18 protein-coding genes and 2 pseudogenes are annotated in these 15,718 nt (G+C 42.1%); 17 read left to right on the top strand and 3 right to left on the bottom strand.

The genetic code is table 11. The features are described from left to right. Nucleotides 1-319: 319 nt before the first annotated feature. The 14 genes and pseudogenes from JCM17471_RS02985 to JCM17471_RS02920 form a co-directional block, all read left to right on the top strand. Nucleotides 320-736: a hypothetical protein gene (locus JCM17471_RS02985; protein WP_054776762.1), complete on the top strand. Its 417-nt coding sequence runs from the start codon at nucleotides 320-322 to the stop codon at nucleotides 734-736. 151 nt (nucleotides 737-887) lie between these two features. Continuing rightward, nucleotides 888-1,196 carry a hypothetical protein gene (locus JCM17471_RS02980; RefSeq protein WP_054776761.1) on the top strand — a complete coding sequence of 103 codons (309 nt, stop codon included), beginning with the start codon at nucleotides 888-890 and terminating at the stop codon, nucleotides 1,194-1,196. Between the two features lie 203 nt (nucleotides 1,197-1,399). After that, nucleotides 1,400-1,765 carry a Mor transcription activator family protein gene (locus JCM17471_RS02975; RefSeq protein ID WP_054776760.1) on the top strand — a complete coding sequence of 122 codons (366 nt, stop codon included), beginning with the start codon at nucleotides 1,400-1,402 and terminating at the stop codon, nucleotides 1,763-1,765. After that, on the top strand, nucleotides 1,692-2,204 hold the full coding sequence (locus JCM17471_RS14395; protein ID WP_056993368.1) for a hypothetical protein: 513 nt from the start codon (nucleotides 1,692-1,694) through the stop codon (nucleotides 2,202-2,204). The genes JCM17471_RS02975 and JCM17471_RS14395 overlap by 74 nt, the downstream gene beginning before the upstream one ends. 28 nt (nucleotides 2,205-2,232) lie before the next feature. Continuing rightward, entirely contained in the window at nucleotides 2,233-2,709 is a 477-nt protein-coding gene (locus JCM17471_RS02965; RefSeq protein WP_056993369.1) for a hypothetical protein, read from the top strand. 136 nt (nucleotides 2,710-2,845) lie between these two features. Then, nucleotides 2,846-3,949 (top strand): hypothetical protein, encoded by a 1,104-nt coding sequence (locus JCM17471_RS02960; RefSeq protein ID WP_054776757.1) that lies wholly within the window; start codon nucleotides 2,846-2,848, stop codon nucleotides 3,947-3,949. 123 nt (nucleotides 3,950-4,072) lie between these two features. Next, nucleotides 4,073-5,176, top strand: coding sequence for a DNA polymerase (locus JCM17471_RS02955; RefSeq protein ID WP_054776756.1), 1,104 nt, complete (start codon nucleotides 4,073-4,075; stop codon nucleotides 5,174-5,176). A gap of 22 nt (nucleotides 5,177-5,198) precedes the next feature. Then, on the top strand, nucleotides 5,199-5,714 hold the full coding sequence (locus JCM17471_RS02950) for a hypothetical protein (RefSeq protein ID WP_054776755.1): 516 nt from the start codon (nucleotides 5,199-5,201) through the stop codon (nucleotides 5,712-5,714). After that, nucleotides 5,704-6,177, top strand: coding sequence for a hypothetical protein (locus JCM17471_RS02945; RefSeq protein WP_054776754.1), 474 nt, complete (start codon nucleotides 5,704-5,706; stop codon nucleotides 6,175-6,177). The genes JCM17471_RS02950 and JCM17471_RS02945 overlap by 11 nt, the downstream gene beginning before the upstream one ends. Next, the gene (locus tag JCM17471_RS02940; RefSeq protein WP_082395184.1) at nucleotides 6,117-7,316 is read left to right on the top strand and encodes a DNA primase family protein; all 1,200 of its coding nucleotides are present in this window, start codon (nucleotides 6,117-6,119) and stop codon (nucleotides 7,314-7,316) included. The genes JCM17471_RS02945 and JCM17471_RS02940 overlap by 61 nt, the downstream gene beginning before the upstream one ends. Before the next feature lie 6 nt (nucleotides 7,317-7,322). Beyond that, complete coding sequence (locus JCM17471_RS02935) at nucleotides 7,323-7,589, top strand: helix-turn-helix domain-containing protein (protein WP_054776752.1); 267 nt, start codon at nucleotides 7,323-7,325, stop codon at nucleotides 7,587-7,589. Between the two features lie 156 nt (nucleotides 7,590-7,745). Next, nucleotides 7,746-8,789, top strand: coding sequence for a tyrosine-type recombinase/integrase (locus JCM17471_RS02930; protein ID WP_162208340.1), 1,044 nt, complete (start codon nucleotides 7,746-7,748; stop codon nucleotides 8,787-8,789). Nucleotides 8,790-8,860: 71 nt separating this feature from the next. Further along, nucleotides 8,861-9,367, top strand: a complete 507-nt coding sequence (locus tag JCM17471_RS02925; protein WP_054776750.1) for a DUF1643 domain-containing protein — start codon at nucleotides 8,861-8,863, stop codon at nucleotides 9,365-9,367. A gap of 143 nt (nucleotides 9,368-9,510) precedes the next feature. Then, nucleotides 9,511-9,723, top strand: a pseudogene (locus JCM17471_RS02920) (2,3-bisphosphoglycerate-dependent phosphoglycerate mutase); the annotation flags it as partial. Nucleotides 9,724-10,346: 623 nt separating this feature from the next. Here JCM17471_RS02920 and JCM17471_RS02915 read toward each other — a convergent pair. After that, a complete protein-coding gene (locus JCM17471_RS02915) occupies nucleotides 10,347-10,742 on the bottom strand; it encodes an abortive infection family protein (RefSeq protein WP_162208339.1) in 396 nt (131 codons plus the stop codon). Nucleotides 10,743-10,759: 17 nt separating this feature from the next. Then, entirely contained in the window at nucleotides 10,760-11,170 is a 411-nt protein-coding gene (locus JCM17471_RS02910) for a hypothetical protein (RefSeq protein ID WP_054776747.1), read from the bottom strand. 756 nt (nucleotides 11,171-11,926) lie between these two features. On the opposite strand from JCM17471_RS02910, the gene JCM17471_RS02905 reads away from it, so the two are divergent. The 3 genes and pseudogenes from JCM17471_RS02905 to gpmA all read left to right on the top strand — a co-directional run. Next, nucleotides 11,927-12,415 (top strand): DUF6037 family protein, encoded by a 489-nt coding sequence (locus JCM17471_RS02905; RefSeq protein ID WP_156321569.1) that lies wholly within the window; start codon nucleotides 11,927-11,929, stop codon nucleotides 12,413-12,415. Nucleotides 12,416-12,672: 257 nt separating this feature from the next. Then, on the top strand, nucleotides 12,673-14,043 hold the full coding sequence (locus tag JCM17471_RS02900) for a hypothetical protein (protein WP_054776745.1): 1,371 nt from the start codon (nucleotides 12,673-12,675) through the stop codon (nucleotides 14,041-14,043). A 522-nt stretch (nucleotides 14,044-14,565) separates the two neighbouring features. After that, nucleotides 14,566-14,688 (top strand): annotated as a pseudogene (gene gpmA, locus JCM17471_RS13880) (2,3-diphosphoglycerate-dependent phosphoglycerate mutase); the annotation flags it as partial. Nucleotides 14,689-15,346: 658 nt separating this feature from the next. On the opposite strand, the gene JCM17471_RS02885 reads toward gpmA, so the two are convergent. Next, nucleotides 15,347-15,613, bottom strand: a complete 267-nt coding sequence (locus tag JCM17471_RS02885) for a hypothetical protein (RefSeq protein WP_054776742.1) — start codon at nucleotides 15,611-15,613, stop codon at nucleotides 15,347-15,349. Between the last annotated feature and the right edge of the window lie 105 nt (nucleotides 15,614-15,718).

Raw genomic sequence — 15,718 nt, 5'->3', positions numbered from 1 at the left:
TGATTTGCCACAACCCCCCTTTTTAGTTTTTAAGCGTTAGCCATCGATATTAGTCCACATGGCACCAACCTGATGAATGATACAGGCCAAGAAGTCCTCACACAGATTGCGGGAATCTTGAAAATTCGATTACTGAAGCGCCTCGAACTTCGAAATCAGGATTATGGTTTCCTTCGCGCGTACTAATAACTGGCGGCACCCAGTTTCCAACACTAAGGCGTAGGTGCCGCTTTGAATGTTGATTGGCCGTCTTTAGATATAAGAATAGCGTGTTTTGTTCATCCAGCGCACCGAGTGAGACCTTAATGGCGGACTTATCTTGGTCATCGAACTCGATTTGATCGATATGTGTAATCAAGGCTTGCTGTACCTGAATGTCCATTCTCAAGAAGTGATCGACTGGACCTATCCGCTATCCGGGCAGAACTCAATTGCCACCCAATTCATCATTCTATGTTTCATCGGTGTGATCTTGATGTTTGGCTTAACAGCGTTTACGCAAATTATCATCTTAGATGTCCCACAGACAAGTCTACAGCTTGTCAGTCTACTAGGAATTGCCAGCCTGATTGTATTCGCGCCCTGGTTCAATCCGTTCCATCGTTTCGTCAATACTTTTTTCAACTGGCAACAAAGCCTTCCGTGGGAGCTGACCGGCCCAACACTGTTCTTAACTCTGCTACTAATATTGCTTTCCTATCTCACATTTAACCACTACTATCCATTACGAGCTTGACAGGTGAGACTGGGTCTTTAGCAGGGTTGCAAGATTACAAGGAAATTTCAATTACTTGTGACACAACCAATTTTGCAAATATATATTATTCCTATGAAGGTCTGACAGATAATGTCAGGCCTTTTTATTTTGCCTAAAGGAGGAATAACGTATGGCGCTTGAAGAACGAAGGCTGATGCACTTACTGAGTAGCTTGATTGGTCACTCACTGTCACCCGCAGATGTAGGTGTCGAGACAGACGAACTTGAAAGGAGTGAGGTTGATATGCAGTTATTGCCATCGAAGAAACTATATGATCGGTTACCGCAGCGGGTCATGGTGACCTCGTATCAGGTACCAGCACCTAATGATGACTTGGTAGCCTACGTAATACGGGCGGAACATGGAACATACATTACTAGTGGGATTATTGCTAACCATCAATTGATTTGGACCCCAAAGGAGGATAAGCATGTTTAGTGGAGAATTGTGGATTCGCGTCGCATTGATTGTGGTGCAGAATGTGGCGTCGGTACTGGTGAAGGAGATAACCAAGTAGGCTACATTCGTCGACAGAGTACGACCACATATTTTGAAGTTTTCCTTGTGTCTTGCACTGTAAAACGCGTTTTTGCGGGTAAAAGCAAACTGGTATCGTTATTTCAGGGAAAGGGGGTGGCGTAATGATAAAATCGGGTGCTGAAGTGGAGATTTCAGTGCTTCATCAGACTTATCAACGCCTAGCAGAATTGGTTGGGGTGGATAACATGCTAAAGATTTATTCAGAGTTTCGTGGGTTACAGATACAGTTTCCCATGCGTATGTATGATCGTGACGCCGTTGGTAAGCGTATTGCTCAGGAATACAACGGTGGAAACTTAAAAGCGCTTTCTGATAAGTACGACTACAGCCAGCGCTGGATTTATCAGCAGATTAAAACGTACAAACAAAACGAAACATGGAGGGAAAGTCGTAATGAAGCGTTTAGGGTTATTCATGGGTGTGATCGTTGGTGGGCTACTACTAACAGGGTGTCAGTCACACAATGATGTTGCAACATCCACCAAGAGTAAGTACGAGAAGACATATGGCAGTGAGCAGAAAGCTTACTCTAAGTTCCAAGAGAGCACCAAGAATGGGTCAGGCGACGACAGTGAGCAGGAATCAGAAGAGGTTCAGATCTCTAGCTCGTCAGAAAAGTACTACCGAGACCCAGTTGGAACAATCATGGAGAAGGGAGAGCAAGTTCTACATGATAAGGAATTTGCCTTTCGAATAATCGAGCTAACGGATACTTATAAAAAATTTCACAGTCAGCTGAAACAGGAGAAAGTGACAGGCTCTAAAGCAACGGGCTTCTCCTATACATTCCGTGATACCAAGGATGATTCAAGTTTACTTTTCGCAATCGGGATAAACGGAGGGGTACAGGTTTTCCGTGGCGACGAAATAGTGGAACAGACGGACTGGATGAATTGGCTTCGCTAATCACAAAATACGATGGGAGATTTATATGATGCAAAATAATGCGACAGTAACAAGGGTAATTCGTAACTTAGACTTTGTGGGTGCAATCATCATGATTGTGGCCTTATTCTTGGGTGACTTCTATGCTGACGATGGTGGCGCGTATGCTGCCCAATCAGTTAAAGGCTACCGTTTGATTTTAAATTCGGACTACATGCTTGGCACCTTATTAATCCTGTTGCCAGCAGTGATGCTGATTGTGAAGTACATTTCATCACTGAAGAACAATGTGAAGCTGATTGAACTTGTCTGCCCAATCATCACCATCATCTTCGTGTTCGTACTTAAGGGGCAAGTTGGCGACGTTGCCGATGGGACTGTGTCGTTTGCAATGGGGGCATGGATCTATCTTTTAGGTAACGTCTTAGCATTGATCGGAGCCGGAGCAGCGTTCTTCAACGTTGACTTGGAAAAGAAAATCCAAGAAGTGGCTAAGGGTAACCAGAAAGACACCAACAACAAGTAGCTTGTATGTGGAGGTTGTACCAACGAGAATGGCTGAATAGGCCATTCTTTTTTTGTGTTCTGGTATGATAACTTGAGTGACCGTAGTGACGAAAGTGACAAAGATAAACTTCGGTGTCCATTAGGGGGGAATAGAGATGGTTACAGCAAAAGCCACGTTAAATCAGATACTTCAGTTAGTTCCCAACAATCAAGTTAGTTCTGGGAGATATAGGTTTGCAACAATGTATGATGCGAGAGTTTACGGTGGGATTGAGGGCATGCGTATCCCAGTCAAAGGGATATTGCATCTTTTGAGCTGGCCCAAGTTTACCGATTGGTGCAAGGAGAATAATTTCTTGAATTTGCTGGTTAAGGTCGAAAGGGATACCCGAAAACACATGGAGATTTCGAATAGGTACGATAAGGATGCCGAATATAAGGATCAGGTGATAAAGAACTTTAATAAGTTTTGCAATAACGAATTTAATTGGGATGAAGATATCATTCTTGCCTTGGTGTCAGCCATTTGGTCTGTGGGAATTTTGGACGAGTTTAGTGTGATTGTAGAACAGAATGATCTACAAACTAGCCCGATAAGAGAGCTAATACAAAATAGCCTTCGGGGCAGGCAACAAGATGAAGCACCACTAGGATTGCTTTATGATGCGGTCATTGGGTTAACATCACCAATTCCAAATGTGTACAGTGTAATAACTGCTCTAGCAAGAGACAAAAGAGGTCCTAAAAATACAATTATTGAGTTGTCGAATGATTCAATTCCAACGATGGAAGCCGCTGCTCAGTTAATCAAAGATGATATGAAGCACCTTTGTACGGCATTATCGCTTGGACTATACGGTGATCACGCGTTTGCATATATGCGAGATAATCGGTCAGCTGAGCATCCTATAAAGAAATTGCCTTCAAAAGATGTGTCAAAGGGGAAAGGTTGGAAGAAAAGTAATCCTCTACCAATTGCAATTACGGAGGAGCGCTTATTTAGTACCTTAGCTTCAGGGGGAAATCTAGTTGATCCTGAAAAACAAACCTTTGACGAAATTGCATTGGCGCTGACACAACCTAGATTTGAGGTGACAGAAGTTGAGCAGCTTATTAACTGGTTACCTGAGCAATCTTTAGCAGACTTTAAGAAGTCTCAAGCGCGGCAAGCTCAATATAATGCCACAATGTCATTCATCAAAGGCTTATCTCCAGCTGAACGAAGAAAAATGGTAGAGGAGATTAAGCTTCTAAATTAGGGTATATCAGTAATGATGACAAAAGTCCCCGGAATGATGCCAATCCAGGGGATTTTTTGGGGGTCTTTCATCGTATACTTTCGTTGTTGGTTAGCAAGATGCTAATTATCACGGAGGTTTTTTATGGGTACTGAACCGATACAGTTCAATTACACGAATTTGCCACTTATAACAATGACTAAGATCCTTATGCTTCCACAGTTCATGGTTAACCATCTTGATTTGATTGATAACGTTGATTCTGCGCTGTCCTTGCCGATTTATCGCCGGCAAGCACTGATTGAGCAAGGCGTGCAGCCAGCTTTTACGGTACTAAGGAGCCAAGATATCAGGCTCCCAGTGAATGCTGTCCTCAACTACAAATCTTTATTAACGGATCAATATTGGCCAAGTGATGAAGAGGCTCATCTGTCTCGGAAGCTACAGTTTACTGATTCATTGCTTCGGAGGACAATCCCAGTTGAAGATGGCAATTTTGTCATCACAAGTCACTGGAACAGCTATGAAACTTACACCGGCCGAAGTAGCGCATACAATGTTGCTGTACAAGCCATGCCACGCAAACTAAGGGCGCAAATGGTGCCGCCAAACGGCTTTGACTTGGTTAAGGTAGACATTAGCAGCGCTGAATTGCGTGCGGCCGCTTACCTTACACGTGATCATGAACTATTGTCAATGCTGAGTCGTGGAGATGATGTTCATTCAGCGGTCGCTCATGGTGCTGGATTGGTTGAGTTATTCGGGGCAGAGTTGGCAAGACAGGCAGCTAAAAAGTTTACGTTTTCACTACTATATGGTGCGAGTGACTACGGACTCCAGTCTAGCCTGAATGAAGTATCAACGAGTATTAGTGTGGACGCGGATGCGGTGGCTCTTGTAAAACACAACTTCCAAGTCATGTTTCCGACGTTGATACAACATTTTGTTGATAGTGTACGTCCAGATAGCATACAGGGACCGTGGGGCAGAATACCCACATTTATTGACCTGAGGCCATCTCAACGAAGGGCATATCCCAACCAAATGACCATTGCCTTCTTATCCAAATTGATAATGCGGCTAGGTAACGATTTGGGCGGACTTCCAATGTTTTTCTTGCATGACGAAGTCGATTTCTATGTTCCGGTTGGGGCAACTCCGCAGTTCATAGATCAACTGGTGAAACAAGTGACACAAGTCGTAACTGAACTGTATCCTTCATTTCCTCTACGAAATCTCCTAAAATAACAAAACAGGAGAGTGTTAACTCATGAAAATTTTTGCTCAAGATTTTTCTTTTCAACTTCACGATGACGATATCCTAGGTTTTGAAATTACAGCGATTGATACTGCCAGCAATCAGGTTCAAAAAAGAATCGGGGCAACAGTGTATTCTACACTGGATGTGAAGATGAACGTTTGGCATCCTGAGGACAACGCTTCTACTAATGAGTTGGCTGTTCGGTTATTCCCAAGCTCAGACACGAGTGATACGTATCGAGAATTCCTTAAAGGAGGAATGAACGCTCTGGGGGAACTAGCAGTTGATACCAATGACTTTATCGGCTTAAAAGGTACGGTTAAACATCGATTTAGTGCTCCGTCAAGCGACGGTAAACGATGGCCTCGATTGAGTGACTATAACTTTGAGCCCAACCCCAAAGTTGTGCAACAAGTTTCAGCAGCGGCTAGTCAATTCATGGCCGGAGTGAAAGCAGCGCCGGAAGATCCTAAAGACTCACTTGCTGATATTCCGGGTTTTGAGGATAAAGAGCATGAAGATTAGTCCAGATAATTTTTCTGTGCTAACACCATTTATTTCTAAGAACTGGGGCGTTGGTCGCCGGCTTGTTTCAGAGTGGCAAGTGTCTAGCGAATACAAGGCTTTGGTACAAGGCTTTTCGCAATGTACAAATGGCAGTCTGGAAAAGTTCCGGGAAGTAGTCAGCAATCAATATGTTTTAGATGCCACCCTTGAGCGCTTGATTTTTGTTAAACCCAACGCAACCGGTACCTTAGATGATGTTGACTACCTTATGGGCTTGTTTGATGCAGCATTGATTTCGCTTGAACGTTCAATGTTCATGATAGAGGCTTCCGAAGCTAGTGCTTCATTCCAAAAGATCCTTTTGCTGAGCAACTGCGGCGAGTGCTTCAGCTGGTTAAGCGAGTGGAGACGGAAGGTTACATGGTTTACAACTGGAAAAGTGGCGTGTGGGTTCATGCTGATTCGGTACTACCACGGCTAATCATGGAGATTGTTAGGTATCTTGGCGTTAATCCGTCTAAAGATTGGACCAGGAACTTTGAAACCAGTGTGCTAGAAATATTAGAGCGAACTGTACCAGAGCTTCCGTATCAGAAGTGGAATAAGCGCTGGTTTGCCTTCGGCAATGTTGATCTTGATGGGCAAACAGCAAAGATTGTTCCCCATAGTCCAAAGCATTATGTCACATTTACTAATGGGTTAACGTACGGGGGCACAGAGAAAGAGCCTACATTGTTCCTTGAATTTCTTCATGAGATTACAGACGACGATACCGTGTTATTCCTTCAAGAATTTATGGGCTATTTGCTCACGCCGCTGTTTAAGGCTAACGCTATCTTATTCATGGTGAGTTCAGGTGCGAGTGGTAAAAGCGTCTTAGCCAATATCATGACAATACTGGCAGGCCAGGAACATACTCGGGCTCTACCGTTGGGTAGCCTTGGCGGACGGTTTGATAAGCAAGCGTTGCTCAATGCTAAGTTGTCAGTTTCAACGGAGAATGCGGATGCCAAGTTTGATTCCAGCAGTTTGAAAGCTCTAAGTGCTGGTGAACCTGTATACACCGATGTGAAGAACAGTGATCCAATCACCACCGTGTTTCCGACTAAGTTTGTGTTTCTCTTCAATCGATTGCCTGAATTGTCCGATGGGTCATATGGCATGGCACGCCGGCTGATGCTGATTCGTTTAACCCGTACATTTTTACCTGAAGAACAGGACAAAAACTTGTCCAGCAAGTTGGAGGAAGAGTCTTCCTTGATTTTGGGTTGGGCCATCGAGGGACTAAGGCGATTAATCGCGAACAAGTGGGACTTACATCAAAGCCCATCAATGAAGCAGGAAGTTTCCAAGTATATGGCGACTGCAAACCCTGTGATTGAGTTCACTCGGTCGCAGGTCATTAAGGCACCGCAAGACAAAACGAATGCGGCGGATGTTTTGAATCGGTATAAACAGTGGTTGGATGACAAAGAGATTCCAGCTCAGGGGACTGATTCGCCCAAGGCATTTTGGCCGAAGTTCTCATCAGCTCTATTTGCAGTTCACAGTATTCCTTTGAGCAAGCGAAAGAGCAATGGCGATAGCTATGTTCATGACATTACGATCAGAGAGGAGTGATACCACATGGACGTTAGCGTTGAATCAGAATTCTCACAGTTTTTGCATCTGGTCAATGAGCACTACTTGAATCACGATGCGAATCCATACGTACTGCTCAATATTCAAGAAGCAGCTGATTTGCTTGGAATCTCGCGTTCCTCTTTCGAGCGCCTATTACTTGATCCCGAATTACCTCGGATTGCGATTGGTGAAAAAGGACGCTTTAAAATTCCTAAGGCTGGCTTGATTGAGTACATCAGTCAGACCACCAAGCATTGGTACGATAAGTAACAATCAACAAGGCCCGTTGCCAGCGATGGTAACGGGCTTTTATAGAGGTGAAATATAATGTCTAGGATATACGCGAATCCGCGTAAAGGGTCAAAGTTCCCGTACAAGGCCGAGTTCAGTAGTACGATTGACGGCGTACGTGCTCGACGAACAAGAGTGTTTGAAACGGAGAAGGAAGCTAATCTATGGCTGGCAGAACTGTCCGTGTCGGTTGCGCATGGGAAGAAGCTGGTTGCTGAAAGGATGCTGTTTAGTGATTACTTTTGGCAAGCGTATCAAGTGTTCAAACGTCGTAGCGTGGCAGCAACAACAGAAGACACCTATAGATATACGTTACGGTACATCAAAAAGGTTTTGCCTAAGGTAACCATGCGCGACTTGAATCGGTCCTTAATACAAGGCTTCTTCAATGCGCTGTCTGACAAGTTGTCACACGAAACGCAACGGAAGATGCTGTCCCAAATTCGCTCAGTTTTAGCTGATGCTGTTGACGATGGGGTATTGCCACATAATCCAGCACGTAGGATTACACTAGTTGCAGACCCAAATCGCACCAAGAAACCGGACGCGAAGTTTATGTCGCGAGAGGATTTCTTCAAGATTCAGACCTTCCTGTTTGATTACAAGTACCGCCTGTCGGATGTTAACCGTATGGCTCTGTTTGTCATCACTCAGGCTGGGTTGCGTGCTGGTGAATGTCTGGCCTTACGTGACGAGGATCTTGACTACGAATCTAATACAATCAGTGTGACGCGTAGTTACGATTCACTTCATGAGACCATCAAGGAACCCAAGACGCCGAGTTCCATTAGGCAAATTCAAATTGCTCCTGAGGCAATGCTAGTCATTCACAAGTGGTCTATGGAACATCGCAAATGGCTGTTCCAGCGTGGTATTCCCAACCCTGAGAACTTATTGTTCTTGAATAATCAAGGTGAGCTACCACGATCCCGTGGCTTGAATGCAGCGTACCATCAGCTACAAATCAGGTTAGGAATTGAGGCGAAGTACAGTACACATACAATACGGCACACATTAGCCTCGTTGATGCTTGATAATAAGATTAACATTGCCTATATATCAAAGTTCCTCGGTCATTCATCCGTTCAGATTACGCAACAGTATTACCTGTCGATGTTACCTGACCGCATGGAGCAAGAAGCACTCAAAGCAATCAATGTCACTAGTATTGCTAAATAAGAAAAAGCCAACACCCTTAGTGGGATGTTGGCTTATTTGTTTGCATTCAATTATGACTAAAGGAGATTACAATGGTAAGAGAGAAGACATTAGCGTTAGAGACAATTAAAGTTACGTCACGTCACAATTCAGAGAATTTATACTGGGTTCGTTGGGTGTGGGATGAGTCAAAGCCACAGTATATGGTGATTTGTAATTATCCGTCTGATGGTGATCCTAGGGTGATGGACATTACACGCTTGCTGATTATGAATCATATTCGCTCACTAACAGGTGGTGGCGTAGTTGTGGCCAATCTGTTTAGTAAGCCCAAAAGTTTAGGGAATAGCAGTAGCCTAACCAAAGCAGGTACGGATCAAGGACTGCTGGAACTGGTCAGTATGGCACATAACGTTGATGAGGTTATCTTAGGAATGGGTTCGCTGCCAAGTAAATCAAAAGTGGCTCAAGCACGATTGGCTAAGCTAATGAGCATGTATCAGGAAGACAAAGTTGCTGACAAACTTAAGATGTTGGTGAACCCTGATACAGGGAAGCCAAGTCATCCACTAAGCCTTCAGGCTCAAGTTGGAAACTAGTGCCAGTTCAGGTTGAAACTAAGGATTAGTAACTAGGTGGAACTGTGCCAATTTGCCACCCAGGACGCTCGCTGGTCGATCAAAAATACGCTAAAGTTGCCGGTATATATGCGTTTTATCAGACCAGCAGATTCTCCTTAGGTCCTTTCTGGGAAGACCATATCGCTCCTGACTTGTTAGCAGGCAAGAACGTTATCATCGCTGCTCATGGTAACTCGTTACGTGCCTTGACCAAGTACATCGAAAACATTTCTGATGAAGATATCATCAACTTAGAAATGGCAACTGGCGAACCAGTTGTGTATGACTTCGACGAAAAGTTGAACGTTACAAGCAAGGAAAAGTTAGGTAAGTAATTGAGAAGTGTGAAGCCTCACGGGTAACAAACGAGTACCAGCATAACTTCGATGACGGATGCGTGCATCCGCGGAGAAGTAAGCTGGACGGAGTTTGTTGTGAGGGTGAACACGTTAATACTTTCCTAGTTGTGAACACTCACTTCGGTGGGTGTTCTTTTTTGCCATAAATTAGCATAGGGTGTCATAAAATTGGCATTTGCAGACCCTAGAGACATTCGATTTGCGTCACTGCGTGTGGATTCGCCATCCAAGTAGTTCAGATTCGGTAAGTTTATTAAAAGGTGAAAATTGTAAAATGAGCAAAATGTGTTTAAACGAGAAATTAATATCTTGTCAAATTGTTGATGCTCAACCGTTTTGTTGAATTGCTGTGAGCGGGGAATCCTATTAATTCATATAAGTAAAATCTCCTGAGGACAGATGCTCGCGTCTACATTAGCTTCAATTTTAATAGCGCAAGGTAAGGTAAGTTCCTTCTGTACTAATAAAGTGTGTAACGCGGTAAGGCAAAGTTTGAGAAGAGCAAGAGAAGCCATGTCTTAGACATTTTTTCAAATGAAAAAGCTAGAAAGCATGGCCTGTTGAGACCACGGCTTTTTAGCTGTAATTAAAGATACTGGTTACTCAGATTGGCGACTTTCGATCGTATCTAGTAGAAATTCAATCAGCGTAATTGTCATAGCAGCTGTGAGCTTACCATACCTAATGGGGAGTGGCTTAAAACTGGAATTTCGACCATGTCCTGTTCCATACTGGTTACGCAGATCGTCCATATCTATTACAATTTTTGAAATTGAGCTTAATATTTCTTTGGAGCTCTTTCCTATTGGAGTATCGGGCATATCCTTAGGTTTAAGGCTTAGTTCAGTTTGAACTTTATTCCAAAGAGCAGGAACATCATCAGTTCGCCCTTTTTCACTGGTATAAGAGATATGGGCATCATCTAAAATAGATTTCATAACGGATTCTAGTAAATCTTTCGACGTACCGATACTAAAGGCTGAATCGTCATTCATCTTATTCTCAAGATCTTTCAACCTATCTCGGACAATTGGTGATCAAGACTCTTACTGCGTAAACTGCTTTTACTGAGTAGATCTTGTGATGGCGTGTAGTTCCAAGAATTACTAATGTGAACAATGGTTTCATAGTAATTATCCATTCTTTTAACGTTATCAATGTCCTGGGGACGACTGTTTTTCCGATAAGTGTTGTCAAAGTATTCTAATAGGGCGGACAATAATTTGCGAGCTTCTTGATCGTTGGCCTCACTGAAAAAAGAATTAAGTGACTTAGCTTTGGACGTTTGATATTTAGTAGTAATTGGAATTCCCACTACTGATTCCGTGAAATCGTCGAATTCTGTGGTCGAAAAGTCCATCACATAGCCGCCATTGTTGAAAAATAAAGATAGGTTTCGTAGATCGACAGGATTAAATGCCACTTGATTCATCTCCATTATATGTGATGAAAAGCAGATGATTTTACTTTTCATCTAATCTTAGCATAATTAAAAACAGAATTTAGCATAGTGGTAGGTCTTTGTGCAATGTGAAGACAATGCGGTGCAGAAACTCTACATCTGGACAGATGGCGTGAAAAATATAGATGCCCGTGTCGTTGATTTTCGAATGCTATTCAAACAATTGAAAGCTGCTTTGCTTTCGGCATCTTTGGACAGGTTACATTATGTTCTGTAATTAGCCAAAGATGTCAGTTCTGAGAGTTGAGAGAATGTTTCCGGATTTTAGAATAATTCAATCTTGTACAACTAGCGACACTATTAAGTTCCTCAGTATATATTATTTCTACAAAGGGCTGCTAATGATGTCAATTTTTTCTGAAGGGTAAATAACGTATGGCTTTTGAAGGATGAAGGCTGATACATTTACTGCGTAAGTTAATACGGTGCTTGATGCCCACCTATAGACATGGATGTTGTGACTGACGCAATCTGAAAAGAGAATGGATGGCAGATAATAACAGCGGTGATTGTCATGCATTTCAGCTTGTAAGAACTTAAATGGCTCTTGACGGATCAACAGTATGACTAGCAATATTTGTTTTTTGGTGATACTGTCGACTTATAATAGAAATGAGGTTAATCTATGACAATGTTTAGGTTCAATACACTGGCTAAAGAGGTCAAAAATGGTAATGATTCATTCGAATTTTATTACAATAAAATAGATATTCGTTATTGTATGGATTTCAACTTGGTAGTGAAGCTAAACGAAGATTAATTTTTAATGAGTTCAATTCACAAGAAGAGCTTTCATTAAATATTGATGACGAGTTTAAAGTGAACACCTTTTTGCCAGAGCAATATTATGAAATAAGAGAGTTTTTCGAAATTGAAACGATGCCTGACTCCACAACTTTTAAATTATTTGATCTATATCGAGCTATTGATGGGGGGATACACGTATATATTCTTCGAATCGATAATAGAACGCAAGTTTCAAGAGCATACGGTTTTCCAAATCCCCATGCCATTTACTATAACGGGATGATTAGACATGATCTCAATGGTGATGGAAAACATGCTTCAGACGCAAACAAAGCTAAAGTGAAGCACTTGTTACCTACGCTGTACGAGATGATTAAAGATCGTAACATAAGTGTTCGATTTTCAAGCGAAACAGGAAAGACAGAAACAAGGACACAGTATCGGACTGATATGGAATGAATGTATGTGAAAAGGTAAAGTCTTCTAAAAAAATTCTCAGTTTAACTAGTGGAAATTGTCAGTACGGTAACAGATCCTTTCGTTCAGCGTGAGAGGCCATATCGCGCCTGGTTTGTTAGTTGGCAAGACACTATCATCGCCGCTCATGAGATGGATTACTTGCCTTGACCAAGCGCATCGAAAAGAGCCAAGATGAAGACATCACCAACTCAGAAATGGTAGCAACCACAAAGTTAATTATTTGGAGGTTTTAGACATTGCAAGATTATTCAAATTTGTCAAAAGTATATAAGACTGAAACTGCTAATGCCTTGAGAGAAACAATATCTACTTATCAAAATGGAAATTATCGTTCAACAATCAACTCACTCTATTCCGCAGTAATCCTAGACCTGGTATCAAAACTTCAGGAACTGGCAGAAGTTTATCAGGATGGCTCTGCGAAAGAGATACTCGAAAAAGCAAGCAAGACTCAAAAATCGTCCCCATACGATCCCGGTTGGGAAAAATCACTGTTGGATGAGATAAAAACAATGACAGAGTTAATGAGTTCGAAGCTTTTGATTGCCGGTATCGAGACTCTAAAAAATTTACGGAACATCAGTTCACATCCAAGTATGCTCGAATCCAGAGCTGTGCTCTATACACCAAATAAATATGAAGTCGCAGGACTAATAGGAACTATGATGACGGAACTTTTTCAGCTCCCGCCACGAATTACGGGAAATGTAATTGACAAACTGACTGATGATTTAAGTGGGTACAAAAAGGAATTTTTAATGAAGCCCGCAACGCTAAAATCTTTTCTTAGAGATAATTATTTTCACCGGTTAAATAAGACACAGTTAGAGTTTCTCGGGAAAAATCTTTTTAAATTTATCTTTGTAAATAGGGACAAAGAATCGAAAGAAAATAGAGAGATTAATTACAGAGCGCTGGATGAGCTGATGAAAGAATGTCCAGATGCCTACGTGCAAATATCTCAGTCGAGAGATTTAGTCAGTAGATTGGATCTTAAAGATGAAGGCAATGATATTGGGTTGCGCTTGATAGAAGAGTTTTGCCAAGAGCATCCGGGATTCTGGACGATGATACCTCGTGTGTTTCAAGAACAGATCATCAATCATGTTTCAAGCAATATATGTAGATGGTTACTGAATGGCTATGTTGACTCAGAGGACTCCATTTCTAGATTACATACGGCATTAAATCTCATCAATAAGCCGACACAGGGATCAGGGAAATCTGAGTCTGAAAAATGGTTTCCAATTAATGTGACTAGAGATTTTTATCAGATTAGTGATTCTGATATGAAGCAAGTGTGGGAGACTTTTGAGTTGGAGGGTGAAACATTAAATATAGTTAAGCTGTTTGCTGCACTTGTTAGTCGTTCAGACTCATACGACACAAGTGAACACTTTGTGAATAACCTTATACCTTATTTACAATATTTCGATTATGAAATGTTTAAGGCCCTGTTCGCCGCCCTTAATTCAAATAGCCAGGCATATGATGCGAGAACTGTACAATCAAAAGTTATTTCAATTATATATCCTGCGTTTGCAGAAAAATTTTCTAAGGATACCGATGAGGCTAAAAGTCTTCTGGAAAATTTTAAGGTCTATTAAGAGAAAACATTTTTAGTATAGTTAACAACGCGCATATGTGGCTGGCGTGAGCGTGTTGTTCAATGAATTGTACTATATAAAGCAGTCTTTGGACTTAGACAACTATAATAGATAAATTTGGTTGCATCAGGTTAATTATTTTCGACTTGCGGTTCGTACTTCGGTGGGGTTCTTTTTGCTGTAAAATGTCATATCGTGGCATAGAACTTTCAATCGCAGACCCTAGAGTCAATTTACTTTGTATAACTTTGGTCAATACGAGCACTTATGTCACAATCACTTTTGCAAATATATATTATTCCTATGAAGGTCTGACAGATAATGTCAGGCCTTTTTATTTTGCCTAAAGGAGGAATAACGTATGGCGTTTGAAGAACGAAGGCTGATGCACTTACTGAGTAGCCTGATTGGTCACTCGTTGTCACCCGCAGATGTAGGTGTCGAGACAGACGAACTCGAAAGGAGTGAGGTTGATATGCAGTTATTACCATCAAGGCTATACGATCGGTTGCCGCAACGGGTTATGGTAATTCATTACGTACCTTGACCAAGTACATCGAAAACATTTCAGATGAAAACATCATCAGCTTAGAAATGGCGTCTAGCAAACCAGTCGTGTACGATTTCGACGACAAGTTGGACGTTAGAGTAATGAGAAACTCCGAACTGAGTGCGCTTCGAATCGTAGTTATACTTTCCTGGTTGGGACACTCACTTTGGTGGGTGTCTTTTTTATGGACTGGCATACAAAAATTAGCATTCTCACTATCCAATCAATTGTTGACTTTTTGCAATCATCTAAGCATACTTACCTCATAGAAATGAACTGATGGTTGCCTTTGGTATACATTATTTTTGGGGGAGAAATCAATGTGGAAAGTCTATCTGAGTCTGCTAATGTCAGTTGTGCTCATCGGGCTCGCAATCTATACGTTTACTACTGGGAGCTATGTGCGAGGATCAATTTCTCTCATAATAGGAGTGGTCGGCATCTATGCGGCCATAGTGGGCTATAAGCACTTGAAAGAGTAGGCGAATGGGAATCCTGCTTCTGGGAGATCTCAGGTATTTAAAAAGACCAACCTCAATTGAGGTTGGTCTTATTTTATTTCTGCTTGAGCTGATACCTGAGAGCTTTCGCTGCTAGAAGCAGCCCCAAAGTGAGTAGGATTAAAAAGCTCATTCGCTTGATTGGGCTGCTACCGAGCGCGGGTGCGACGACCAGTAAGATGCCAGTGACTGACAACAGGCCAAGTTGGGTCCTTCTTAACGCTTCATCGTTTTTCATAAGCGTATTCCCCGTTTAGGCTGCGGTGATGTGCCGATTGCGATAGGAGTAGATACCGAACGCAATCAGTTCAGCGCCAAAGACGATGAAGAAGACCAAGCTATACCAGACCGAATGTAGCATTGTATTGGCGTTGCCCATCAGGCCCGTGCCAACAATAAGGTAGAACCAATGTCTTCTGAACTCGGTTTTGTTATTCCGACTGTCCCATAATAGATAGATCAGTGCAAGAACAACGCCAACACTTGCAAAAATGAGAAACCCAGCATTGAAAAGCGCCATATAATCTCCCCCTCAGTGTGCATGCGTGTAGATACAAACGAAGTATACCACCTGATATTGGAAGTTGACAATCACCAAATTTCCCAAACATTAAAGTCGTTAAAT

The organism is Lacticaseibacillus saniviri JCM 17471 = DSM 24301, assembly GCF_001311785.1.
GTDB classification, from domain to species: Bacteria; Bacillota; Bacilli; order Lactobacillales; family Lactobacillaceae; genus Lacticaseibacillus; species Lacticaseibacillus saniviri.
Note: the sequence above shows the minus strand (reverse complement) of the source record. Positions and strands in the feature narration are given on the sequence as shown.